At 69.2% G+C, this 23,074-nt stretch carries 21 protein-coding genes and 1 tRNA gene; 15 read left to right on the forward strand and 7 right to left on the reverse strand.

Annotated features, from left to right (window positions below):
- Positions 1-999, reverse strand: a complete 999-nt coding sequence (locus tag ACFVV5_RS10415; protein ID WP_387243004.1) for an SDR family oxidoreductase — start codon at positions 997-999, stop codon at positions 1-3.
- 108 nt (positions 1,000-1,107) lie between these two features.
- Here ACFVV5_RS10415 and ACFVV5_RS10420 point away from each other — a divergent pair, with 108 nt between their 5' ends.
- A complete protein-coding gene (locus ACFVV5_RS10420) occupies positions 1,108-2,376 on the forward strand; it encodes a mechanosensitive ion channel family protein (protein ID WP_387243007.1) in 1,269 nt (422 codons plus the stop codon).
- A gap of 31 nt (positions 2,377-2,407) precedes the next feature.
- Here ACFVV5_RS10420 and ACFVV5_RS10425 read toward each other — a convergent pair whose 3' ends face one another.
- Positions 2,408-3,136, reverse strand: coding sequence for an alpha/beta fold hydrolase (locus ACFVV5_RS10425; protein ID WP_387243010.1), 729 nt, complete (start codon positions 3,134-3,136; stop codon positions 2,408-2,410).
- Between the two features lie 247 nt (positions 3,137-3,383).
- On the opposite strand from ACFVV5_RS10425, the gene msrB reads away from it, so the two are divergent.
- From msrB to ACFVV5_RS10440, 3 genes are read left to right on the forward strand one after another with little or no spacing between them, the layout of a single operon-like run.
- Complete coding sequence (gene msrB, locus ACFVV5_RS10430) at positions 3,384-3,845, forward strand: peptide-methionine (R)-S-oxide reductase MsrB (RefSeq protein WP_387243013.1); 462 nt, start codon at positions 3,384-3,386, stop codon at positions 3,843-3,845.
- The gene (gene msrA / locus ACFVV5_RS10435) at positions 3,842-4,378 is read left to right on the forward strand and encodes a peptide-methionine (S)-S-oxide reductase MsrA (RefSeq protein ID WP_387243016.1); all 537 of its coding nucleotides are present in this window, start codon (positions 3,842-3,844) and stop codon (positions 4,376-4,378) included. The genes msrB and msrA overlap by 4 nt, the downstream gene beginning before the upstream one ends.
- Before the next feature lie 24 nt (positions 4,379-4,402).
- Positions 4,403-5,359 carry an MBL fold metallo-hydrolase gene (locus tag ACFVV5_RS10440; RefSeq protein ID WP_387243019.1) on the forward strand — a complete coding sequence of 319 codons (957 nt, stop codon included), beginning with the start codon at positions 4,403-4,405 and terminating at the stop codon, positions 5,357-5,359.
- A 16-nt stretch (positions 5,360-5,375) separates the two neighbouring features.
- Here ACFVV5_RS10440 and ACFVV5_RS10445 read toward each other — a convergent pair.
- Positions 5,376-5,448: transfer RNA gene (locus tag ACFVV5_RS10445), tRNA-Arg, on the reverse strand.
- A 65-nt stretch (positions 5,449-5,513) separates the two neighbouring features.
- Complete coding sequence (locus ACFVV5_RS10450) at positions 5,514-6,155, reverse strand: iron ABC transporter ATP-binding protein (RefSeq protein WP_387243022.1); 642 nt, start codon at positions 6,153-6,155, stop codon at positions 5,514-5,516.
- Between the two features lie 170 nt (positions 6,156-6,325).
- On the opposite strand from ACFVV5_RS10450, the gene argS reads away from it, so the two are divergent.
- The 8 genes from argS (at position 6,326) to prfA (ending at position 17,619) form a co-directional block, all read left to right on the forward strand.
- Entirely contained in the window at positions 6,326-8,002 is a 1,677-nt protein-coding gene (argS, locus tag ACFVV5_RS10455) for an arginine--tRNA ligase (RefSeq protein ID WP_387243025.1), read from the forward strand.
- Positions 8,003-8,012: 10 nt separating this feature from the next.
- Entirely contained in the window at positions 8,013-8,813 is an 801-nt protein-coding gene (locus ACFVV5_RS10460; RefSeq protein ID WP_387243028.1) for a DUF2993 domain-containing protein, read from the forward strand.
- A 129-nt stretch (positions 8,814-8,942) separates the two neighbouring features.
- Positions 8,943-10,397, forward strand: coding sequence for a diaminopimelate decarboxylase (gene lysA, locus ACFVV5_RS10465; RefSeq protein ID WP_387243031.1), 1,455 nt, complete (start codon positions 8,943-8,945; stop codon positions 10,395-10,397).
- Entirely contained in the window at positions 10,394-11,767 is a 1,374-nt protein-coding gene (locus tag ACFVV5_RS10470) for a homoserine dehydrogenase (protein WP_387243034.1), read from the forward strand. The genes lysA and ACFVV5_RS10470 overlap by 4 nt, the downstream gene beginning before the upstream one ends.
- A complete protein-coding gene (gene thrC, locus ACFVV5_RS10475) occupies positions 11,767-12,882 on the forward strand; it encodes a threonine synthase (protein WP_387243037.1) in 1,116 nt (371 codons plus the stop codon). Before ACFVV5_RS10470 ends, thrC begins: the two co-directional genes overlap by 1 nt.
- Positions 12,879-13,859 (forward strand): homoserine kinase, encoded by a 981-nt coding sequence (thrB, locus tag ACFVV5_RS10480; protein ID WP_387243040.1) that lies wholly within the window; start codon positions 12,879-12,881, stop codon positions 13,857-13,859. The genes thrC and thrB overlap by 4 nt, the downstream gene beginning before the upstream one ends.
- 277 nt (positions 13,860-14,136) lie before the next feature.
- Complete coding sequence (gene rho, locus ACFVV5_RS10485; protein WP_387243043.1) at positions 14,137-16,428, forward strand: transcription termination factor Rho; 2,292 nt, start codon at positions 14,137-14,139, stop codon at positions 16,426-16,428.
- A 111-nt stretch (positions 16,429-16,539) separates the two neighbouring features.
- Positions 16,540-17,619 (forward strand): peptide chain release factor 1, encoded by a 1,080-nt coding sequence (gene prfA, locus ACFVV5_RS10490; RefSeq protein ID WP_387243046.1) that lies wholly within the window; start codon positions 16,540-16,542, stop codon positions 17,617-17,619.
- A 43-nt stretch (positions 17,620-17,662) separates the two neighbouring features.
- Here the strand turns inward: prfA and epsC are convergent, their stop codons facing one another.
- Both epsC and cysK read right to left on the reverse strand, forming a co-directional pair.
- Complete coding sequence (gene epsC, locus ACFVV5_RS10495; RefSeq protein ID WP_387243049.1) at positions 17,663-18,235, reverse strand: serine O-acetyltransferase EpsC; 573 nt, start codon at positions 18,233-18,235, stop codon at positions 17,663-17,665.
- 6 nt (positions 18,236-18,241) lie between these two features.
- Positions 18,242-19,180 carry a cysteine synthase A gene (gene cysK / locus ACFVV5_RS10500; protein ID WP_387243052.1) on the reverse strand — a complete coding sequence of 313 codons (939 nt, stop codon included), beginning with the start codon at positions 19,178-19,180 and terminating at the stop codon, positions 18,242-18,244.
- A gap of 108 nt (positions 19,181-19,288) precedes the next feature.
- Here cysK and prmC point away from each other — a divergent pair, with 108 nt between their 5' ends.
- Positions 19,289-20,167 (forward strand): peptide chain release factor N(5)-glutamine methyltransferase, encoded by an 879-nt coding sequence (gene prmC / locus ACFVV5_RS10505; RefSeq protein WP_387243055.1) that lies wholly within the window; start codon positions 19,289-19,291, stop codon positions 20,165-20,167.
- Between the two features lie 53 nt (positions 20,168-20,220).
- Here the strand turns inward: prmC and ACFVV5_RS10510 are convergent, their stop codons facing one another.
- The gene (locus ACFVV5_RS10510; RefSeq protein ID WP_387243058.1) at positions 20,221-21,198 is read right to left on the reverse strand and encodes a TetR/AcrR family transcriptional regulator; all 978 of its coding nucleotides are present in this window, start codon (positions 21,196-21,198) and stop codon (positions 20,221-20,223) included.
- A gap of 134 nt (positions 21,199-21,332) precedes the next feature.
- Between ACFVV5_RS10510 and ACFVV5_RS10515 the strand changes: the two genes are divergently transcribed.
- Together ACFVV5_RS10515 and ACFVV5_RS10520 are read left to right on the forward strand one after the other, a co-directional pair.
- A complete protein-coding gene (locus tag ACFVV5_RS10515; protein WP_387243061.1) occupies positions 21,333-22,244 on the forward strand; it encodes an ATP-binding cassette domain-containing protein in 912 nt (303 codons plus the stop codon).
- Positions 22,241-23,056, forward strand: coding sequence for an ABC transporter permease (locus ACFVV5_RS10520; RefSeq protein WP_387243064.1), 816 nt, complete (start codon positions 22,241-22,243; stop codon positions 23,054-23,056). The genes ACFVV5_RS10515 and ACFVV5_RS10520 overlap by 4 nt, the downstream gene beginning before the upstream one ends.
- Positions 23,057-23,074 lie beyond the last annotated feature (18 nt).

Here is a 23,074-nt window from a genome sequence, read left to right on the forward strand (position 1 = left end):
TCAGCTCCCGAAGGAGCGGGCGCGATCGGCCAGATGGTCGAACGCCGCGTCGAGGTCGCGGTCCACGCGCTGACGCGACGGATCGGCGAGGAACCAGTCGACGATCTCGCCCGCACCGTGAGCGAACGGCACACGCGCCCGGAACTCCGGCACCAGAGTCTTGACCTTGCTGTTGTCGAACACCATCGAGTGCGCCTTGTCGCCGATCAGCCCGGGGCCGAGCTCCGGGACGACCGCGGCGATCGACTCCGACGCCACGTGCACGAGGTCGGCCTCCACGCCGAGCCCCTCGGCCAGATAGCGGTAGATCTGGTCCCAGGAGGGCGCCTCGTCCGACGTGATGTGGAACGACTCGCCGACCGCCTCCGGGCGGCCGAGGAGTCCGGTGAAGGCGACGGCGAAGTCGGAGCTGTGCGTGATGGTCCAGAGGCTCGACCCGTCGCCGTGGACGACGACGGGCGCTCCGCGGCGCATCCGGTCGAGGTCGGTCCAATGGCCGCTCGTGGGGATCGTGGTGCGGTCGTAGGTGTGCGACGGGCGCACGATCGTGATCGGGAAGCCGCGTTCGCGGTACGCCTCGATCAGAAGGTCTTCGCAGGCGATCTTGTCGCGGGAGTACTGCCAGAACGGGTTGCGCAGCGGTGTCGACTCCGTGATGGGAAGCCGGGCGGGCGGGGTCTGGTACGCCGATGCCGAACTGATGAACACGTACTGGCCGACGCGCCCCTCGAAGAGGTCGAAGTCGGTGCGGATGTGCTCGGGCGTGAACGCCAGGAACTCCGCGGCGACATCGAAGCTGCGCTCGCCCAGCACGGCGTGGACGCTCTCGGGATCACGGATGTCGGCGTGCAGGACCTCGACGCCCTCCGGCAGCGGACGTGTCGTCGAGGCCCCTCTGTTGACCACCGTGACCTCGTGCCCCGCATCGACCGCGCGAACGACGCAAGCGGAGCTGATGACCCCGGTGCCGCCGATGAAGAGTGTCCGTGTCGCTGCCATGCTCGCTCCTTCGCTCGTGCCTGCCGGACTCAGCGTACAGAGCGCCGGGCTCGCGTGCACAGCGCGTACACTCCGCAGCAGACCCGACCTCGAAGGAGTTCCCCCACCGTGTTCGTTCTGCGTTCCTGGCCGGGCTTGGCGATCGCCTGCGTCGTGGCGATCCTGGCCGCCATCGTCATCACCGCGGTGGCCGGAGTGATCCTGCGTGCCGCCGCTCACCGCCGGGCCTGGGCCCAACTGCTCCTCAAGCGCGCGCGCATCCCGTTCCGCTTCTTCCTAGCCGTGATCGTGCTGTGGATCGCCGTCACGATCAGCCTGCCCGCCGACGTGACCGCCGTGTGGCGGGACGTCATCCACCACACGTTCCTCATCGCCGCGATCGCCACCGGGGTGTGGTTCGGTGCAGCCCTCGCCGTGTTCGTCGAAGACCTCGGGCTGAGCCGCTATCGTCTCGACGTTCCGGACAACCGGTACGCGCGGAAGGTGCGGACGCAGGTGCTGATCCTCCGTCGTCTGACGGTCGTCGCGGCCGTGGTCGTCGGGCTGGGGGCCATTCTGCTGACCTTCCCGCCGCTCCAGGCGGCCGGGGCGAGCATCCTGGCGTCGGCGGGTGTGATCGGGATCATCGCCGGCGTCGCGGCCCAGTCGACCCTCGGCAATCTGTTCGCGGGGCTGCAGCTGGCGTTCAGCGACGCGCTCCGCATCGACGATGTCGTGGTCGTCGAGCAGCAGTGGGGGACGATCGAGGAGATCACGCTCACCTACGTCGTGGTTCACATCTGGGACGACCGGCGCCTGGTGCTGCCGTCGAACTACTTCACGACCAAGCCGTTCGAGAACTGGACCCGGCAGCACAGCGAACTGCTCGGCTCCGTGGAGTTCGACCTCGACTGGCGCGTCTCGCCCGGCGGGATGCGCGGTGAGCTGAACCGTGTGCTCGCCGGCACCGACCTCTGGGATGGCCGCACCGGCGTGCTGCAGGTGACGGATGCCGTCGGCGGGTACGTGCGGGTGCGCATCCTGGTCACGGCTCGCGACGCCCCGACCCTCTTCGACCTGCGCTGCCTGGTGCGCGAGCGGCTGATCGACTGGATGCAGCGGTACAGCGCCACGTCGCTTCCGCGCACCCGCGTGGAGATGGTCGAGACTCCGGAGCCCGCCACGCCGCCCGCGCGTTCCCGCAACCAGGATGACGCGCGACTGTTCAGCGGCACACCCGACGGCGAGCATCGTGCGGCGCAGTTCACGGAGTCGATCCCGATCGTGCGGGACGGCGACACCGGCGGCCCCGCCGACACCGGCGGCACCGGTGGCGCAGCAGACACCGGTGGCGCGGGTGACAGGGACACCCGCGACCCGGGCGACCGGCCGGAATGACGGCCGCCGCCCGCGCCGCACGATGGTGGGCTCAGCCGAGCGAGGCGACCGCCGCGAGGATCGCGTCGATCGAGGCCTGCGGCTGCGCGACCATCGACACGTGCGAGGCCGCGACCTCGGTGATGGTCGCCCCCGCGCGCTCCGCCATGCTGCGCTGGACCGCCGGCGGGATGACCCGGTCTTCTGTGCCGATGACGGCCCAGCTCGGGATGCTCTTCCAGGCAGGTGCTCCAGCCGGGGTCGTGTTGGCCGACAGGGTGATCGGGCGCTGACTCGAGGCGATCAGCAGCCGATCCGCCTCGGGCAGATCCTGGGCGAACGACTGGTGGACCGTCTGCGGCTTGAGGAAGGCCTCGGCGTCGCCTTCCGGCGCGCCCGGATAGCCGGCGAGGTCGAGCACGGTGGTGGGGTCGGGAACGTCGAGTGCCGATCCGGAGCCCCCCAGGATCGCGAACACCGTCTCGCCTTCGTCGGGCATGAAGGCGTCCACGTAGACGAGAGCCTTGACGTCGCCGCCTGCCGCGCCCGCGCCGCTGATCACCGCGCCGCCGTACGAGTGGCCGACGAGGACGACGGGGCCGCTCGTCCGCTGGGCGAGGTACGAGGCGATGTAGGCCGCGTCGCCGGTCAGCCCGCGCAACAGATTCGGCGGCGTCTGCACCGTGAAGCCCTGGGACTGGAGTTCGCGGGAGACGGCATTCCAGCTGGAGCCGTCCGCCCAGGCTCCGTGGACGAGGACGATGGTGGGTTTGTCTGACATGTTGTTTCCCTTTCACTCGCGATCGCTCGTACGGGACAGCAGCCTCCGAAGACTCGGAACGGCCGTGCTCCGAAAGCTACTCCGCCGCGCATCCGTCGCACCAGACCGTGTCGATGAACACCCCGCGACGATTGCTGTGGGTTCGCTGAGTGGCTGCTATCGACGTGGAACTTAATAAAGCGCACCCTTGTTTTATGAGATGAACGCGCCCGCAGCCAGCGGCGCGCACAGTCCCCGAGGAGGACACGTGACGCAGGAGTATCGCAAGAACCCGGATGCTGTCTCGCGGCTGACGCCGAAGCAGTACGCGGTCACCCAGGAGGCGGCGACCGAGCCGGCTTTCCGCAACGAGTTCTGGAACAACAAGGACGCAGGCATCTACGTGGACATCGTCTCGGGCGAGCCATTGTTCGCGTCCGTCGACAAGTACGACAGCCGGTCGGGCTGGCCGAGCTTCACAGCGCCGATCGACCCTGCGAACGTCGTCGAGAAGAAGGACCGCACCTGGGGCATGGTGCGCACCGAGGTGCGCTCGACCAACGGAGACAGCCATCTCGGCCATCTGTTCGACGACGGCCCCGCCGAGGCCGGTGGACTGCGCTACTGCATCAACTCGGCCGCACTCCGTTTCATCCCGCTCGCCGACCTGGAGAAGTCCGGCTACGGCGAGTACCGCCAGCTTTTCGACGCCGAGGAGGCAACCCGATGACCACGACCGACACCGACAAGACCACCACTGAGACGGCCGTGCTCGCCGGAGGCTGTTTCTGGGGCATGGAGGACCTGATCCGCAAGCGCCCCGGAGTGTTGAACACCCGCGTCGGCTACACCGGCGGTGACGTTCCCAACGCCACCTACCGGCACCACGGAACCCACGCCGAGGCGATCGAGATCGTCTACGACCCGTCGGTGACGAGCTACCGCGACATGCTGGAGTTCTTCTTCCAGATCCACGACCCGTCGACCAAGGACCGTCAGGGCAACGACGTCGGGACCAGCTACCGTTCGGCGATCTTCTACGAGAACGACGAGCAGAAGCGCGTGGCGGAGGACACCATCGCCGACGTCGACGCGTCGGGGCTGTGGCCGGGCAAAGTCGTCACCGAGCTGACGCCCGCCAGCCCGTTCTGGGAGGCCGAGCCCGAGCACCAGGACTATCTGGAGCGCATCCCGTGGGGCTACACCTGCCACTACGTGCGTCCCGGATGGAAGCTGCCGAAGCGCGAGGACGTCGCCAGCTAGTCTGAAGGCGATCCGAGGAGGGCCGTGCCGACATCGATTGCGGGGATGACCGGGCCGGAGCAGCTCCGGCCCGGCATCCACATCGTTCCGATCGCGATGCCGGGCGGCCCGATCCCGTACAGCCTCTGCTACCTGATCGAGGACGACCGGGGCGGCGTCCATGTCGTCGACCCCGGCTGGTCGTCCGACGAGAACGAGGAACGGCTGAGCGCCGCCTTCGAATCCATCGGACACACCATCGACGACGTGGCGCAGATCGTCATCACCCATCTGCACGCCGACCACTTGGGCGGCGCCGACCGGTTGCGCACCGCATCCGGAGCGACGCTGGTGATGCACGCGGCGGAGCAGACCGCCCTCGACGCCCCTGCACCCGCGCCGCCGCTGGAGGCGTGGGGCGTTCCCACCGATCGCCGAGCCGAACTCGACCTTCCGCGGACCGTCCCCCGACTCGGGCGCCCGGCGGACCGTCTGGTCACGCACGGCGACGAGCTCGCGGTGCCCGGACGACGGCTGCGCGTGCTGCACACCCCCGGACACACCGCCGGACACATCTGCCTGGACGAACCGGATGCCGGCCTGGTCTTCACCGGAGACCACGTGCTGCCCACCATCAACTCGGGCCTCGGTCTGGGTGGAGCGAGCGATTCGAACCCGATCGCCGACTACCTCGGATCCCTGCGCCGGGTCGCGGTCCTCGACGACCGCGAGGCGTGCCCCGGGCACGAACGACCGTTCCGCGGTCTGGCCGAGCGCTCCGCGGCACTCGCCGAGCACCAGCTGGAGCGCGCCCGTGAGGTGGCCGGCCTCCTGCGGACCGAACCGGACGCGACCGTGTGGCGCATCGCATCCGGGCTCACCTGGACGGCCGGCTGGCCGGACCTCGCCGGTTTCGCTCTGCTCTCAGCGCTGTCGCAGACGGCCCTTCATCGCGACTTCGTGCTGTCGGGAGAGTATGAGGATTGGCAGCAGCCGCAGTGAGCCGGCCGGCGAACGGTGCCCCCAGTAGGATTTGAACCTACGGCCTTCTGCTCCGGAGGCAGACGCTCTATCCCCTGAGCTATGGGGGCCAGGAGTGCCCATCCAGGCTAGCATCCCCGCGCCGGTCTCTGAGACGGGTCGGCTCTGCGGCGGCTCAGCTCGCCGGCACGTTGGCCAGCACGTTCTGCATCAGTGGCGCAGGATCGCCCGGCTCGAAGAAGGCCGTGGAGGTCGCGACGATCCAGTACGGTCCACGGAAGATCTGGACCTCACCGGCCGTGCCGGGTTTGAAGTAGCCCTCGATCTGCGGCGGGACGCCGTAGGTGGGAACGGGCTGGCTGGAGGTGACGGCTGCGTTCTTGAGACTTTCGAGCTCACTCGCCGGCGGCTTGGCGACGGCGATCTCGATCACCTCGTTGCTGGTCTGGTTGAGCCAGCCGCAGGTGGCGCCCTTCCAGTCGGCGATCTTCTTCTCGAGCGAGCCGGCTTTGGGGGCGTACCCCGGGTCGGCGCCGTAGTTCGGGTTGAACGCGTACAGCTGGTCGGCGGTGACGATCTGGTCGCAGGCGAGGGTGACCGGGGTCGGCGGGTCGGACGGAGTGGGGGTCGGTGTCGGCGTCGCGGAGGCGCCGCCGCCGGCGGCCATGGTCGCCGCCGAGGAGGGAGTGCCGGAGGGCTTCGCCGGAGAGTGGGCGCAGGCACTGAGCGTCAGTGCGCCGGCGAGCACGGCGACGACAGCGGCTGCAGTGCGGCCGACGAGGACGGAGCGAGAGCGAGAGCGAGCGGAAAGAACCATGCGGGGCGTGTTCCTCTTGATGATGCGGTCGGATGCGCGGGGCGCGTTACGCGAGAGCGCTTCGGCGCGCGTCGCGAAGACCCTATCAACGGAGCCGATCCGAAACCTCAACGTTCGCCGCGATCGTTGCGCAATCGATGCTCCGCCGCTCCCCGGTAGAATCGATGATCGTGACTCCCGCTGACCTCTCCGCCTCCCTGCTCGACATCGTGACCGCGATCGTCGAACGGCGTCGTGCCGCGGGCGCCGACCTCCCCGAGCTCACCGTCACGATCGACGACGTCCCGCTGGAGCGTCCGAAGAACCGCGAGCACGGCGACTGGGCCTCCAACGTGGCCATGCGCCTGGCCAAGCGCCTCGGTGCGAACCCGCGTGAGCTGGCCGCCGAGATCGCGGAGGCCGCAGCATCCATCGAGGGTGTCGCCTCGGCCGAGGTGGCCGGGCCCGGCTTCATCAATTTCCGTCTCGACGCGGCCGCCGCCGGCCAGCTGGCCAAGACCATCGTCGAGGCCGGCGACCAGTACGGCCGCGGTCACCTCTACGACGGCCTCACGGTCAATCTCGAGTTCGTCTCGGCCAACCCCACCGGCCCGATCCACATGGGCGGCGTGCGCTGGGCCGCTGTCGGCGACAGCCTCGCCCGCATCCTGCAGGCCGAGGGCGCCGACGTGACCCGCGAGTACTACTTCAACGACCACGGTTCGCAGATCGACCGGTTCGCGCGCAGCCTGCTCGCCTCCTATCTCGGTGAGCCGACGCCGGAGGACGGCTACGGCGGTGCGTACATCGGCGACATCGCCCAGCAGGTGGTGGCGCAGTACGACGGCGACCTGGCCGACCTGCCGCGCGTCGAGCAGCAGGAGGTGTTCCGCTCGATCGGGACCCAGCTGATGTTCGCCGAGATCAAGTCGAAGCTGCACGGCTTCGGCGTTGACTTCGACGTGTACTTCCACGAAGACTCGCTCCACGAGTCCGGGGCCGTCGACCGGGCCATCGAGCGCTTGCGCGATCTCGGGCACATCTTCGAGGAAGACGGTGCGATCTGGCTGCGCACGACCGAGTTCGGCGACGACCGCGACCGCGTGATCATCCGGAGCAACGGCGAGCCCGCCTACATCTCCGGCGACCTCGGCTACTACTTGAACAAGCGCGAGCGGGGCTTCGAGCAGAACCTGATCATGCTCGGCGCCGACCACCACGGCTACGTCGGTCGCATGATGGCGATGGCGGAGGCCTTCGGCGACACCCCCAACGTCAACCTGCAGCTGCTGATCGGTCAGATGGTCAATCTGCTCCGAGACGGCCAACCCGTCAAGATGTCGAAGCGCGCGGGCACGATCGTGACCCTCGACGACCTGGTGGACGCCGTGGGCGTCGACGCCGGACGATACGCGCTCGTGCGCTCGTCCAGCGACTCCCAGCTCGACATCGACCTCGACCTCCTGAGCAAGCGCAGCAACGAGAATCCCGTCTACTACGTGCAGTACGCCCACGCCCGCACGCGCTCGGTCGAGGCCCGCGCAGCCGCCAGCGGCGTCGACCGCAGCGGGTTCGCGCCGGAGCTGCTCACCGATGAGAGCGAGTCCGCTCTGCTCGGTGCGCTGCAGGAGTTCCCCCGCATCGTGGCGCTCGCGGCCGAACTGCGCGAGCCGCACAGGGTCGCGCGGTACCTCGAAGAGCTCGCCGGGCTGTACCACACGTGGTACGCGGCGACCCGCGTGAACCCCCTCGGCGACGAAGCGGTGACCGATCTGCACCGCACCCGCCTGTGGCTGAACGACGCCACCGGGCAGGTCATCCGCACCGGCCTCGGCTTGCTCGGGGTCTCAGCACCCGACCGGATGTGAGGACAGCGCGATGAGCGACGCCCAGCCGACCGAGGTGCTGCCCGGCACCTACCCCGGACCGATCCCGCCGCGGCGGCGCGGGCGCGGCTGGCGCGTCCTGCTCTGGATCGCCATACCGCTCGTCGTGCTGGTCGTCCTGTTCTTCGTCGCCGACGGCGTGGTGCGCTCGATCGCCGAAGACCGGGTCGCCTCCGAGATCGAGAAGAACCTGCCCGCCAACGTGACGGGCGACGTCTCCGTGCACATCGGCGGCGCATCTGTCATCCAGCAGTACCTCAGCGGATCCTTCGACCGGGTGGAGCTCGACGCCCCCGAGCTCATGGTCCAGGATGCCCCGCTCAGCGCGACGATCGTCGCCACCGGCGTCCCGTCCGACCTCACCAAGCCGGTCTCGGCCGTCGACGGCACCCTCTCGATCTCGCAGACCTCGCTGAACAAGCTGGTCTCGGTGCCGGGTGTCACCGGAGACCTGACCCTCGGCAAGGGCATCCTCTCCTACAACGGCTCAGCCAACCTCCTCGGGCTCCCCATCGGCTACCAGGTGACCGTCAAACCGGTGGCGGCGGGCAAGACCGTGCTCCTGCAGCCGGTCGACGCCAAAGTCACCACGGGAGGGGGAGCCCTCGACCTGTCGAAACTGGTCGCCGCCATCACCCAGCGCGGCCCGATCCCCGTCTGCGTCGCCCAGTACCTCCCCGAGGGCGTCGGCGTCAACCAGATCGACATCGTGCCGGGCCATGCCACCGTCCACCTCGACGCGAAGAACATGGTCCTCGACCAGGCCACCCTGCGCAGCAAGGGCAGCTGCTAGCCGACGTAACACGGTCGGACCGCCCGGCAAAGCCTCGATAGACTGCCGGTACTTCAGTGGCTTCAGGGACCAAGCCGGGTCCGCTCGCCCGAGAGACCCCCACTCGTCCCCACCCGTGAGGTTATCCCCGTGGCTTCGTATCCGAACGCATCAGCGAATCCGCTCGCTCCGGAATGGCTCGCCGTTCCGGGCGACGCGAACTCGCTCGCGCCCGAATTGTGGTCGCGCACCGTCGCCCGGGTCGACGGTGAGCTGACCGTCGGCGGTGTCAGAGCCTCCGAACTGGCCGCCCGTTACGGCACCCCGATCTATGTCGTCGACGAGGCGCACGCCCGTGAGCGCGCCGCCGAGGTGCTCGCCGCGTTCACCGCCGCGTTCGAGCGCGTCGGGTCGAGCGCCAAGGTCTACTACGCAGGCAAGGCGTTCCTCAGCATCGAGGTCGCTCGCTGGATGGACGCGGCCGGCCTCAACATCGACGTCTGCAGCGGCGGCGAACTGGCCGTCGCGCTCGCGGCCGGGGTCGAGCCCGCCCGTCTCGGCTTCCACGGCAACAACAAGTCGCTCGCCGAGATCGACCGTGCCGTCTCGGCCGGCGTCGGCGCCATCATCATCGACAGCCTGCAGGAGATCGAGCGCGTCGCCGAGGCCGCCTCCCGGCACGGCCGCACGCAGCGGGTCCGGCTGCGGGTGAACAGCGGCGTCCACGCGCACACGCACGCCTTCCTCGCGACCGCGCACGAAGACCAGAAGTTCGGGATCGGCCTCACCGACGCTCCGGCCGCCGTCGCGCGCATCCGGGAGCTCGGCGGGCTCGAGTTCCTCGGCCTGCACTGTCACATCGGTTCGCAGATCTTCGGATCCGACGGGTTCGCCGAGTCGGCTGCCCGCCTGCTGGCGGTGCACAGAGAGCTGCTCGCCGGAGGCGCCGTGCCCGAGCTGAACCTCGGCGGGGGCTTCGGCATCGCGTACACGACCGCCGACGACCCGTCGCCGATCGGCGAGCTCGCATCGCGCATCGCCGAGACCGTGGCATCCGGATGCTCGGAGCTGGGCATCCCACTGCCGGTCGTCGCTTTCGAACCGGGCCGCTCGATCATCGGAACCGCCGGCCTCACCCTTTACTCGGCCGGAACCATCAAAGACGTGCCGGTGTCGTACCAGGACGACGGCGAGACAGCGGTGCGGCGCTACGTCAGCGTCGACGGCGGCATGAGCGACAACGCCCGTCCCGCCCTCTACGGCGCCGACTACTCCGTGCGCATCGCCGGCCGGGTCACGGATGCGCCTCCCGCGCTCGTGCGCATCGCCGGCAAGCACTGCGAGAGCGGCGACATCGTCGTCGAGGCCGACTACCTGCCCGCCGACGTCGAGGCGGGCGACCTGCTCGCGGTCCCGGCGACCGGAGCCTACTGCTGGTCGCTGGCGAGCAACTACAACTACGTCGGCCGTCCCGCCGTGATCGCGGTGCGCGACGGCGTCTCGCGCGTGATCGTGCGGGGCGAGACCGAGGCCGACCTGCTGGCGCGCGATGCCGCGTACTCGGGTCCGCCCACAGGAGATCGCGAAGTCGAGGGAGCGAAATGATCGAGTACCGCAGTCTCCGGGTGGCGCTGCTGGGAGCCGGCTCCGTCGGCTCGCAGGTCGCGCGCCTCCTCCTCGAGCAGGGTGACGAGCTCGCCTCGCGGGCCGGCGCCGGCCTCGAACTGGTGGGAATCGCAGTACGCGACGTGAACGCACAGCGCGACGTCGACCTGCCGCGCGAGCTCTTCACCACCGATGCGTCCTCGCTCATCCTCGGCGCCGACATCGTGATCGAGCTCATGGGCGGCGTCGAACCGGCCCGCGGCTACGTGCTGCAGGCGCTGAACTCGGGCGCCGACGTGATCACCGGCAACAAGGCGCTGCTCGCGACCCACGGCCCCGAACTGTTCGAGGCGGCCGAGCAGGTCGGCGCACAGCTCTACTACGAGGCGGCGGTCGGCGGCGCCATCCCGATCATCCGCCCGCTGCGCGACAGCCTCGCCGGCGATCGCGTGAACCGCATCCTCGCGATCGTCAACGGCACCACCAACTTCGTGCTCGACCGCATGGACGTGAACGGCGACACCCTCGCCGCGGCGCTCGCCACCGCGACCGAGCTCGGATACGCCGAAGCCGACCCGACCGCGGACATCGGCGGCTACGACGCCGCGCAGAAGGCCGCGATCCTCGCGAGTCTCGCCTTCCACACCACGGTTCCCCTCGAATCGGTGTACCGCGAAGGCATCACCGGAGTGAGCACGATTCAGGTCGACGCCGCGCGGGAGAACGGCTCGGTCATCAAGCTCCTGGCGATCTGCGAGCGCCTGACCGATCCCGAGACCGGCGAAGAAGGGGTGTCGGCGCGGGTCTATCCGGCGCTGATCTCGCGCGAGCATCCACTGGCCGCCGTTCACGGAGCGCACAACGCGGTGTTCGTGCAGTCGGCAGCCGCCGGCGACCTCATGTTCTACGGCGCCGGCGCCGGGGGAGTGGAGACCGCATCCGCCGTCCTGGGCGACCTCGTCTCGGCCGCCCGTCGCCACGTGGCCGGCGGTCCCGGAGTCGCGGAGTCGACCCACGCGCAGCTTCCGGTGCTCGACATCGGCCGCGTCGTCACCCGCTACCAGATCACCCTCGAGATCGCCGACCAGCCCGGAGTGCTGGCGACCGTCGCCCGCATCCTCAGCGACGGCGACGTGAGCGTCGAGACGGTGCAGCAGTCGGTGCCCACCGCCACCGGCGCCGTCGTCATCTCCCGCAACGCAGCGGATCACGGGCGCACACCGGTTCACGGGCACGCGGCCCCCACCGCTACCCTGGTAATCGGCACGCACGAAGCCGAGGAAGCGGCGCTGGCGGCCACCGTCGAGGCCCTGGCGGCGAGCGATGTCGTCACAGCCGTCTCATCCGTACTCCGAGTCGAAGGATCGTAATGCCCGAAAAAGCGAACAGTCGTCAGTGGCGCGGGGTGCTGCGTGAATACGCGGACCGCCTGAACATCAGCGACGCCACTCCGATCGTGACGCTCGGCGAGGGCGGCACGCCGCTCCTGCCCGCCCCGGCGCTGTCCGCACGCACCGGAGCGAACGTCTACGTGAAGTTCGAGGGCATGAACCCCACCGGGTCGTTCAAGGACCGCGGCATGACGATGGCCATCTCCAAGGCCGTCGAGCACGGAGCGAAAGCCGTCATCTGCGCATCGACCGGGAACACCTCGGCCTCCGCTGCCGCGTACGCGACCCACGCGGGCATCCAGGCCGTCGTGCTGGTGCCGGAAGGCAAGATCGCGATGGGCAAGCTCAGCCAGGCCATCGCCCACAACGCTCAACTGCTGCAGGTGCAGGGCAACTTCGACGACTGCCTCGAGATCGCGCGCGACCTCGCCACGCACTACCCGGTGCACCTCGTGAACTCGGTGAACCCCGACCGCATCGAAGGCCAGAAGACGGCCGCCTTCGAGGTCGTCGAGGTCCTCGGCGACGCACCCGACTTCCACATCGTCCCGGTCGGCAACGCGGGCAACTACACCGCGTACCACCGCGGGTACACCGAGGAGCTGCTGCGCGGCGAGGCCACCAAGCTGCCCCGGATGTTCGGCTTCCAGGCCTCCGGCAGCGCACCGATCGTGCTCGGTCACCCCGTCAAAGACCCGGAGACCATCGCGTCGGCCATCCGCATCGGCAACCCGGCCTCGTGGGAGCTCGCGCTCAACGCCCGCGACGACAGCGACGGCTACTTCGGGGCCATCGACGACTCGGCCATCCTCGCCGCCCACCGCATCCTCTCGGCCGAGGTCGGCATCTTCGTCGAGCCGGCGTCCGCGATCAGTGTCGCAGGACTCCTCGAGCGCTCCGAGGCCGGGGTCATCCCGGCCGGCGCCACCGTCGTGCTGACCGTCACCGGCCACGGCCTCAAGGACCCCCAGTGGGCGCTGCGCACCGCAGACGGCTCCGACGTCCAGCCCACCGTCGTGCCGGTCGACACGACCGCCATCGCGGCCGTGCTCGGACTGACCCCGAGCACCGAGGTCGCGGGAGCGAGCGCGTGACCTCCTCGGCCGGCGACCTTCGCGGGCGTGCGGTCACGGTCAAGGTCCCCGCGACGAGCGCCAACCTCGGCCCCGGCTTCGACACCCTCGGTCTGGCACTCGCGCTCTATGACGAGCTGCAGGTCACTGTGCGCGACGAGCCGGGAGCGACGGTCGACGTGATCGGCGTGGGGGCCGGAGAAGTCCCCACCGACGAGTCCAACCTCGTCGTGCGGGCGATCGCGCACACCTTTCAGGCCGTCGGGCATCCGATGCCCGGGCTCGACCTGGTCGCACGGAACAACATCCCGCACGGACGGGGGATGGGATCGTCCGGCGCGGCGATCGTGTCCGGCATCATGGCGGCGAAGGGACTGCTCGACGGCATCGTCGACATCGACGCGCAAGGGCTGCTCGCTCTCGCCAACGACATGGAAGGGCATCCGGACAACGTGGCGCCCGCCCTGTTCGGCGGCCTGACCATCGCGTGGGTCACACCGGAGGGGCCGCGGTTCAAGAAGCTCATCGTGCACCGTGGCGTCTCGCCGCTGGTGTTCGTGCCGGAGCACGTCATGTCCACGGCGCTCGCCCGCAGCCTGCAGCCGCAGTCGGTTCCCCACGAGGACGCCGTCTTCAACGTCTCGCGCTCGGCCCTGCTGGTCGCGGCCCTCATCCAGAGCCCCGAACTGCTGCACGCCGCCACCGAGGACAAGCTCCACCAGAGCTACCGCGCCTCGGCGATGCCGGAGACCGATCGGCTGATCACCCTGCTGCGCGAGAACGGCTTCGCGGCCGTCGTCTCGGGCGCGGGGCCGTCGATCCTCGTGCTGTGCAGCGACCCGAGCCAGCGCCTCGCCGCAGCGGAACTCGTCGCCCAGAAGGCGGAGACCCGCTGGCAGCCGCTGATGCTCGCGGTCGACTTCAAGGGCGCGACGGTCGCCGCCCTCGCCACCGATCGCGCGGATGCCGGGGTGTCGTCGGATACGCCGGCGGCTTAGACCGGACACACCGGCGGCGGAGGTCAAAAGCCTGTCGCCAATGGTGGTAAACTGACGCCGCACCCGCAGAAAACCGCGTCACGAGCGAATCTGATCTTCGGGTGACTTCTAGCAATCATGCCGTCACTCCTACCTGAGTACCCGAATAACAATCGGGGAGCCACGTCGAGCGGATCAGAACGCATCGAGCGAGCTCCATCGATCACAGGGCAGTTCATGTGACGAGCGCTCCATACGACTGCGAAAGACGCATGTCGGGGGAAAGGAATCCTCTTCTGTGACTGATGTCAAACTCCACGCCGGGGGCGTGGACACCAGCGATCTGGCGACCCTCAAGGTGGCGGAGCTTCAGGCTCTCGCTTCTCAGCTGGGTCTGCAGGGCGCCAACAAACTTCGTAAGGGCGAGCTCGTGGAGGCCATCTCGGCCGCCCGTGCCGCCAGTGCGCCGACCGGTTCCGGCGACGCAGCCGTGCCCGGCGATGCCGTCGAGCCCGTCGAGCACGCGACCGCGGCGTCGCAGGTGCTCCTCGAGCCGCTCATCGCCGAGCCCGTCTCGGCCGAGCCGCACGTCGGCGAGGCTGTGCTGCCCGACGCAGCGGCCCAGGCCCCCGCGGAGACCGGTGCGCCGCGTCGTCGCGGTTCGCGGCGTGCGACCAGCGCCGACGCCGTCGGCGCCGGCGTCCCGGCAGCGACCCACGTCAACTCCGGCAGCACCGGTGTCGACGCGCTGATCCCGGATGTCGACGCACTGCTCGACTCGGCGCTCGCCTCCCGCGAGAACGCCGCACAGCAGGCGCAGGGCACGCAGGGCGCCGAGTCGCCCGCCGACGAGAAGCCGGCCGAGCAGGGTCAGCAGCGCGGCGGACGCCGTCGTGGCCGTGGTCAGGGCGAGCAGAACGAGCAGAGCGCTCAGCAGGACCGGGCCGAGCAGGCCGACGGCTTCGCTGAGGATGCTCAGGACGCTCAGGGCGGCGAGCAGGGCCAGAGCGGCGAGCAGGGCCAGGGCGAGCAGGGGCAGCAGCCCCGTCAGGGCCGCAACCGCAACCGCAACCGCAACAAGAACAGCCAGGGCGCCGAGCAGGGTCAGGGCCAGCAGGGTCAGCAGGGTCAGGCTCAGCAGGGCCAGAACCAGCAGAACCAGAACCAGCAGGGTCAGCGCGACCGCGATCGCGATCGCGATCGCGATCGCGACTACGACGAGTCCGGGCGCGGCGACAGCGGTCAGCAGGGCCGCAACGGCCAGCAGAACCGCAACAACGGTCCGCAGAACGACGCTCAGGCGCAGGCCGAGTCCGACCGTTCGGGCCGCAGCCGCTACCGCGACCGCAAGCGTCGCGGAGGAGTCGGCAACGACGACCTCGAGCCGGAGATCGCCGACGACGACGTGCTGATCCCTGTCGCGGGCATCCTCGACGTCCTCGACAACTACGCGTTCGTGCGCACCTCGGGCTACCTGCCCGGCGCCAGCGATGTCTATGTCTCCCTCGGCCAGGTGAAGAAGTACAACCTGCGCAAGGGCGACGCCGTGGTCGGCGCCATCCGCCAGCCGCGCGAGGGCGAGAACAACAGCCGCCAGAAGTACAACGCGATCGTCAAGGTCGACTCGATCAACGGCCAGACAATCGAGGAGGCAGCGGGACGCGTCGAGTTCGGCAAGCTCACGCCGCTGTACCCGCAGGAGCGTCTGCGTCTCGAGACCGAGCCCGGCAAGATCACGCAGCGCATCATCGACCTGGTCGCCCCGATCGGCAAGGGTCAGCGCGGCCTCATCGTCGCGCCGCCCAAGGCCGGCAAGACCATCGTGATGCAGCAGATCGCCAACGCCATCACCACCAACAACCCTGAGGTCCACCTCATGGTCGTCTTGGTGGACGAGCGTCCCGAAGAGGTCACCGACATGCAGCGCACGGTGAAGGGCGAGGTCATCGCCTCCACCTTCGACCGTCCTGCCGAAGACCACACCACGGTCGCCGAGCTCGCCATCGAGCGCGCCAAGCGTCTGGTGGAGCTGGGCCACGACGTCGTCGTGCTGCTCGACTCGATCACCCGCCTGGGCCGTGCGTACAACCTGGCCGCGCCGGCATCCGGTCGCATCCTCTCGGGTGGTGTCGACGCCTCGGCGCTCTACCCGCCCAAGCGCTTCTTCGGCGCAGCCCGCAACATCGAGCACGGAGGATCGCTCACGATCCTCGCCTCGGCGCTCGTCGAGACCGGGTCCAAGATGGACGAGGTCATCTTCGAGGAGTTTAAGGGCACCGGAAACATGGAGCTCCGCCTGTCGCGCCAGCTGGCCGACAAGCGCATCTTCCCGGCTGTCGACGTCAACGCCTCCGGCACCCGCCGCGAAGAGATGCTCATGGGCGCCGACGAGGTCAAGATCACCTGGAAGCTGCGCCGCGCCCTCGCCGGGCTCGACCAGCAGCAGGCGCTCGAGATCGTCCTCGGCCGCCTCAAGGAGACCACGAGCAACGTCGAGTTCCTGATGCAGGTGCAGAAGTCGATGCCCGCGGCTCCGGTCAACGGCCACGGAACGGCGCACTCGCACTCCAGCGAGCACGACCACCGTTAGCTTTGAGAGTGCCCGTCCACCTTGGCTCAGCCGGGGCGGGCGGGCACTTTTCCTTGCCCGGAGACAGTATCGACTGCCCGGAGACAGCAGCAACAGAGTGAGGAAGACGCGATGTTCGAATCGGTGAACGGCCTGATCGCCGAGCACGACGACCTGCAGGAGCAGCTGGCCGACCCCGAGCTGCACGGCGACCCCGTGCGCTCCAAGCGGGTCAACCGCCGCTACGCGGAGCTCAGCCGCATCGTCGCGTCGTACAACCAGTGGAAGCAGCTCGACGACGACCTCGCCGCCGCCAAGGAGCTCGCTGCGGAGGATGAGACCTTCGCCGAGGAGATCCCGGGGCTCGAGGAGAGCCTGGCCGAGTCCGGTGAGAAGCTGCGTCGTCTGCTCATCCCGCGCGACCCGAACGACAGCCGCGACGTGATCATGGAGATCAAGATGGGTGAGGGCGGTGCGGAGTCCGCGCTGTTCGCCGCCGACCTCCTGCGCATGTACCTCCACTACGCCGAGTCGAAGCGGTGGAAGACCGAGATCCTGGAGCAGACCTCCAGCGACCTCGGCGGCATCAAAGACGTGCAGCTGGCCATCAAGGGCAACTCGTCCGACCCCGCCGAAGGCGTGTGGGCGCACCTCAAGTACGAGGGCGGCGTGCACCGTGTGCAGCGTGTGCCGGCCACCGAGTCGCAGGGGCGCATCCACACCTCCGCCGCCGGCGTGCTCGTCTTCCCCGAAGTCGACGAGCCCGAAGAGGTCGAGATCAACCAGAACGACCTCAAGATCGACGTCTACCGGTCGAGCGGTCCCGGCGGCCAGTCGGTGAACACCACCGACTCCGCCGTGCGCATCACGCACCTTCCGACCGGCATCGTCGTGGCCATGCAGAACGAGAAGAGCCAGCTGCAGAACCGCGAGGCGGGGATGCGCGTGCTGCGTGCCCGCGTCCTCGCGCGCCAGCAGGAGGAGCTCGACGCTGAAGCCGCGGCCGTGCGCAAGAGCCAGATCCGCACCATGGACCGCTCGGAGCGCATCCGGACCTACAACTTCCCCGAGAACCGCATCGCCGATCACCGCACGGGCTACAAGGCCTACAACCTCGACGCCGTCATGAACGGCGCCCTCGAGCCCGTGATCGAGTCGTGCATCCTTGCCGACGAGGAGGCGCGCCTGGCCGATCTCGGCACCGAGGACTGACCGCACTTCTGCACTCGTCGCCGGCCAGACGGGCTCGGCGCTGCTAGATGTAGATGGCGGGGTCGATCCACTCGTCGCCGGCGATCGCCTCGTGCCCGGAACGCGGGCGGGCTCGCGCCGGCACCCCGGTGAGCACCGAGTCCGCCGGCGCGTCGTGCACCACCACGGCGTTGGCCCCGATGACCGTGCGGGTCCCGATCGTGATCGCCCCGAGCACCTTCGCACCCGCGCCGATCGTCACCCCGCTCTCGACCGTCGGGTGTCTCTTGCCGTGCCCGCTGCCGCGGCCGCCGAGAGTGACCCCGTGGTAGAGCATCACGTCGTCGCCGATCCACGTCGTCTCGCCGATCACCACCCCCATCCCGTGGTCGATGAAGAACCGGCGGCCGATGGTCGCGCCCGGGTGGATCTCGATCCCCGTCAGGAACCGCGTGAACTGCGAGAGGAGGCGGGCCGGCGTTTTCAGGCCGGCCCGCCACATCCGGTGCGCGAGGCGGTAGGACCACACGGCGTGCAACCCCGAGTATGCGAGAGAGATCTCGACAGCGTTGCGCGCCGCGGGGTCGTGCTTGCGCGCGTTCGCGATGTCTTCGCGGGGGCGGGAGAGGAACGCCATGGATGCTCAGTCGAGCAGGTCGGCCCAGAGCGGCGTCGAGATGTACCGCTCACCGGTGTCGGCCACGACCGCGACGATGGTCTTTCCGGCGTTCTCCGGGCGCTTCGCCAGTTCGAGGGCGGCCCAGACGATCGCGCCCGACGAGACGCCGGCCAGGATGCCTTCCTCGCTCGCGAGCTTCTTGGCCACCTCGATCGAGTCGTCGAACGACACGTCGATCACTTCGTCGTAGACGGTCGTGTCGAGGATCTCGGGAACGAAGTTCGCGCCGATGCCCTGGATCTTGTGCGGTCCCGGTTTGCCGCCGTTCAGGATGGGGGAGTCGAGCGGCTCGACCGCGACCACCTGCACCCCGGGCTTGCGCTGCTTGAGCACCTGGCCGACGCCGGTGATCGTGCCACCGGTTCCCACGCCCGAGACGAAGATGTCGACTCCACCGTCGGTGTCCGCCCAGATCTCCTCCGCGGTCGTCGCACGGTGGATCGCCGGGTTCGCCTCGTTCGCGAACTGCTGCGCCCAGATCGCGTTGTCGGTGGACGCCACGATCTCTTTGGCCGTTTCGACTGCGCCGCGCATCCCGTCGGGTCCGGGGGTGAGCACGATCTCCGCGCCGAACGCGCGCAGGAGCACGCGCCGCTCCTTGCTCATCGTCTCCGGCATCGTCAGGATCACCTTGTATCCGCGCGCCGCACCGACCATCGCGAGCGCGATGCCCGTGTTGCCGCTCGTGCCTTCCACGATCGTGCCGCCGGGACGCAGGGCGCCCGACTTCTCCGCCGCATCGACGATGGCCACGCCGATGCGGTCTTTCACGCTGCCGGCGGGGTTGTAGAACTCGAGCTTGCCGAGCACCGTGGCGTTCAGCCCCTCCGTGAGCCGGTTCAGCTTCACGAGCGGGGTCTTGCCGACCGCTTCGGTGATGTTCTCGTAGATGTGACCTGTCATGGCCTCTTCCTTATGGCGAGATGAGATGGGCGTCACCACTCTAATCTTCCGGACCGGTCCCGGGCTCGTTGTGACGCCCCCGGACTTGCCCGCTAGGCTCGACGGGCGATGACCCCACCCGACTCCTCTCTCCTCTCCATCGGCACCCTTCGCGACGAGGTGTCCGGCGTGCTCGCGCGCGCCGGCGTCCCCGACCCCGAGGTCGACGCCGAACTCCTGATCGGCCACGTTCTCGGCGAAGGGAGGGGGCGCATCCAGGCCCTCGCGCTCATGGGGTCGGAGATCGGCGAAAACGACACCGCTCGCGTGCGCGAGCTCACCGAGCGGCGGGCCGCCCGCGAACCCCTGCAGCACATCACCGGGCGCGCGCCCTTCCGTTCGCTCGAACTCGCCGTCGGTCCCGGCGTCTTCGTGCCGCGGCCCGAGACCGAGCAGGTCGCGCAGTTCGCCATCGACGCGCTGCGGGCCGTCCCGAGTCCGGAACCGATCGGCGTCGACCTCGGAACGGGGAGCGGCGCCATCGCCCTCGCCATGGCGACCGAGGTGCCCCAGGCGCGCATCCTGGCCGTGGAGAACTCGCCCGAGGCCTTCATCTGGGCCCGCCGAAACGTCGAGGAGTCGGGTGCGGCGAACGCCCGGGTCGTGTTCGTCGACCTCGCGGATGCCCTGCCCGACCTCGATGGAACCGTGGACGTCGTCGTCTCCAACCCGCCGTACATTCCGGCCGAGGCGATCCCGCGGGACCCGGAAGTGCGTCTCTTCGACCCGCCGGCCGCGCTCTACGGCGGCCAGGACGGGCTGGATGTGGTGCGCACCATCTCGCAGGTCGCCCAGCGGCTGCTGCACCCTGGCGGCACGCTCGTGCTGGAGCACGGCGAGCTGCAGGGCCAGGAGATCCGCGACATCCTGACGGCCGACGGCTGGCGCGCTGCCTCGACTCATCGCGACCTCACCCTGCGCGATCGTACGACGACCGCCGTGCGCTGACGCGCGGGTTCTCTACTCAGTCGCGCCCCAGCGTCCGCTCCGCGCGCCCGGTCCTACCCCATCGCGTCCTTCCCTGAACCCTTCCCAGCTCCCTTCGCAGCCGCCTTCTCCTCGGCCTTCGCCTGCCGCTCGCGCGCCTTCGCGATCGCGTCCCGCTCCCGCTTGCGCGCGTCACGCAGTCTGCTCTCGGCCTCGCGACGCGCTTTCGCCGTTTCCCGCACCGCTTTGTCGTAGGGCACCGGCTCGGGTCGCGGCTCGGCGGCCGCGACGGGCCTGCCTGCTGCGCGAGCATCCACGTAATGCTGGATGCCGTCGAGGATGCGTTCCAGGCCGAAGGCGAAGTCGTCCTGCTCGTCGTCGCCTTCCGAGTCGGCATAGACGCCGGAGCGCACCAGCGGCGCCAGGTAGGGGAACCGCACGTCGGTGACGAGCTCGGACAGCGCCTCGGTGAACGCTTCGCCCCGCGGTGCCGGCTGAGTCGCCTTCTCGCGGGCCTGCGACACGTCGCGCTCCACCACACCCACCGCACGCGCATACGAGCTGAGCAGCAGCGCCGTCGACATCTTCTCGGGATCGGTGAGCGGCAGCCCCTGCATCACGCGCAGACCCCAGTCGAGCACAGCGAGATTGTTCGGCATCAGCGGCATCCCCGAGATGGGGATGTCAGGGAACCACGGATGCGCTCGGATGACGTGGATCGACGCCCCCGCCCACTCGCGCAGCCCGGCCCGCCAGTCGGTGATCTCGTCGTCGGGCGGGATCGGGATCTCGCACACGGCATCCTGCATGAGCAGAAGCACGTCGTCTTTGCTCGTGACGTAGCGGTAGAGCGACATCGTCGTGAAGCCGAGCGTGGTCGCGATCTTGCTCATCGAGACGGCCGGAAGCCCTTCGGTGTCGGCGATCTCGATGGCGGTCTCGACGATGCGCTCGATGCTGAGCTCGCGTTTCGGCCCGCGCTGGGGGCGCTCGGCGACTCCCCAGCTGAGGGCGACGGCGCGGGGGAGCGCGTCTTCGACGGCGTCGGCCATGTCTGCCGCCTTCCTGGTCGGTCGTTGACACCCATCCTAGAACTGTGTATTACTTAAACAAAACCGTATGCGACATAAACAGTTTGCGCAATACGCAGAAGAACCATCCTAGAAGAACGAGAAAGGAAACGATCATGGCAGCCAACGCCATCGAGGTCAGCGACCTCCGCAAATCGTTCGGCGACCAGTGCGTCCTCGACGGAATCGACCTGCGCGTGCAGGCAGGAACCGTCTTCGCGCTGCTCGGGCCGAACGGGGCCGGCAAGACCACGCTCATCAACATCCTGGCCACGCTCGTCGCCCCGGACTCCGGCACGGCCAGCGTCGACGGTCACGACGTGGTCGCCGACCGCGACAGCGTCAAGCGCGCCATCAGCCTCACCGGCCAGTCGGCAGCGGTCGACGAGGTGCTCACGGGCGAAGAGAACCTCCGGATGATGGCGCGCCTCTCCGGTTACAGCGCTCCGGATGCTCGCGCCAGGGCCGCCGAACTCATCGAGCGCTTCGACCTCGCCGATGCCGCCCGCAAGCGGGTCAGGACGTACTCGGGAGGAATGCGGCGGCGGCTCGACCTCGCGATCAGCCTGGTCGCGACGCCGCCGGTCATCTTCCTCGATGAGCCGAGGACCGGTCTCGACACCCGCAGCAGGCAGACCCTCTGGACGATGATCCTCGGGCTCGCCGCGCAGGGCATCACGATCTTCCTCACGACGCAGTACCTGGAGGAGGCCGACCTGCTCGCCGACCGCATCGCCGTCATCGACCACGGCAGGGTGGTGGCCCAGGGCACGGCCGCCGAGCTCAAGGGGCGCGTCGGGGGAGAAGTCGTCGAGCTCCGGAACCCGGACGACGAGATCGTGCGCGAGCTCCCCACCGACGGCACGGTACAGGGACTGCGCACGGCCATCGATGTGCTCGACGCGGCGAGCGTGCCGGGCGCGAGCGTCAGCATCCGGAAGCCGAGCATGGACGACGTGTTCCTCGCCCTCACCGCCTCGCACGACACCACCACCGCCGCCGCAGAAGAACTGGAGGTCATCCGATGACCGTCGCACTCGACACCCGCCCCGTCGCGGTCGCCGCACCGGCCGACCGTGCCGTCTCCGGCGCCACGAGCACCCTCGTTTTCGTGGGCCGGAGCATCCGCCACACGCTCCGCAACGTCGAAGCGCTCACGATGGCGATCGTGCTCCCCATCATGCTGATGCTCCTGTTCACCTTCGTGTTCGGGGGAGCGCTCGACAGCGGCGGAGGCTACGTGAACTACGTCGTACCGGGGATCATCCTGCTCTGCGCCGGTTTCGGCTCGTCGAGCACGGCGGTCGACGTGGCGGACGACATGACCAACGGGATCGTCGACCGGTTCCGCACGATGCCGTTGCGCGCGAACGGAGTGATCACCGGTCACGTCGTCGCGAGTCTCGCCCGCAACCTGATGGCCACCGGCGTGGTGATCGGCGTCGCGTTGCTGGTCGGGTTCCGTCCGACCGCCGGACCGCTCGCCTGGCTCGGTGCGATCGGGATGATCGCCCTGTTCATCCTCGCCATCACGTGGCTGTATGCCGCGATCGGCCTGGCCGCCCGCACGACCGCTGCCGCGAGCGGCTACGGGTTCGCCCTGCTGTTCGTCCCGTACCTGTCCAGCGCTTTCGTGCCCACCGACACGATGCCGGAGTGGCTGCAGTGGTTCGCCGACAACCAGCCGATCACCCCGGTGATCGAGACGATCCGCGCGCTGCTGTTCGGCACTCCGGTCGGCGACCGGGCCTGGTGGGCGGTGGGCTGGTGCCTGCTGATCACGGTCGGCGCCTACATCTGGGCCGCCTGGCTGTTCCGCCGCAAGGCCGGTCGCCGCTAGCCGCCACCCGCCACCCGC

Origin of the sequence: Leifsonia sp. NPDC058248 (genome assembly GCF_042881905.1) — a bacterium.
In the GTDB taxonomy this organism is placed as follows: domain Bacteria; phylum Actinomycetota; class Actinomycetes; order Actinomycetales; family Microbacteriaceae; genus Leifsonia.

Coding starts and splice junctions, on each gene's coding strand:
- ACFVV5_RS10415 (WP_387243004.1), bottom strand. CDS start 999: ATGGCAGCGACACGGACACTCTTCATCGGCGGCACCGGGGTCATCAGC.
- ACFVV5_RS10425 (WP_387243010.1), bottom strand. CDS start 3,136: ATGTCAGACAAACCCACCATCGTCCTCGTCCACGGAGCCTGGGCGGAC.
- msrA (WP_387243016.1), top strand. CDS start 3,842: ATGACCACGACCGACACCGACAAGACCACCACTGAGACGGCCGTGCTC.
- ACFVV5_RS10450 (WP_387243022.1), bottom strand. CDS start 6,155: ATGGTTCTTTCCGCTCGCTCTCGCTCTCGCTCCGTCCTCGTCGGCCGC.
- ACFVV5_RS10460 (WP_387243028.1), top strand. CDS start 8,013: ATGAGCGACGCCCAGCCGACCGAGGTGCTGCCCGGCACCTACCCCGGA.
- ACFVV5_RS10470 (WP_387243034.1), top strand. CDS start 10,394: ATGATCGAGTACCGCAGTCTCCGGGTGGCGCTGCTGGGAGCCGGCTCC.
- thrC (WP_387243037.1), top strand. CDS start 11,767: ATGCCCGAAAAAGCGAACAGTCGTCAGTGGCGCGGGGTGCTGCGTGAA.
- prfA (WP_387243046.1), top strand. CDS start 16,540: ATGTTCGAATCGGTGAACGGCCTGATCGCCGAGCACGACGACCTGCAG.
- epsC (WP_387243049.1), bottom strand. CDS start 18,235: ATGGCGTTCCTCTCCCGCCCCCGCGAAGACATCGCGAACGCGCGCAAG.
- cysK (WP_387243052.1), bottom strand. CDS start 19,180: ATGACAGGTCACATCTACGAGAACATCACCGAAGCGGTCGGCAAGACC.
- prmC (WP_387243055.1), top strand. CDS start 19,289: ATGACCCCACCCGACTCCTCTCTCCTCTCCATCGGCACCCTTCGCGAC.
- ACFVV5_RS10510 (WP_387243058.1), bottom strand. CDS start 21,198: ATGGCCGACGCCGTCGAAGACGCGCTCCCCCGCGCCGTCGCCCTCAGC.
- ACFVV5_RS10515 (WP_387243061.1), top strand. CDS start 21,333: ATGGCAGCCAACGCCATCGAGGTCAGCGACCTCCGCAAATCGTTCGGC.
- ACFVV5_RS10520 (WP_387243064.1), top strand. CDS start 22,241: ATGACCGTCGCACTCGACACCCGCCCCGTCGCGGTCGCCGCACCGGCC.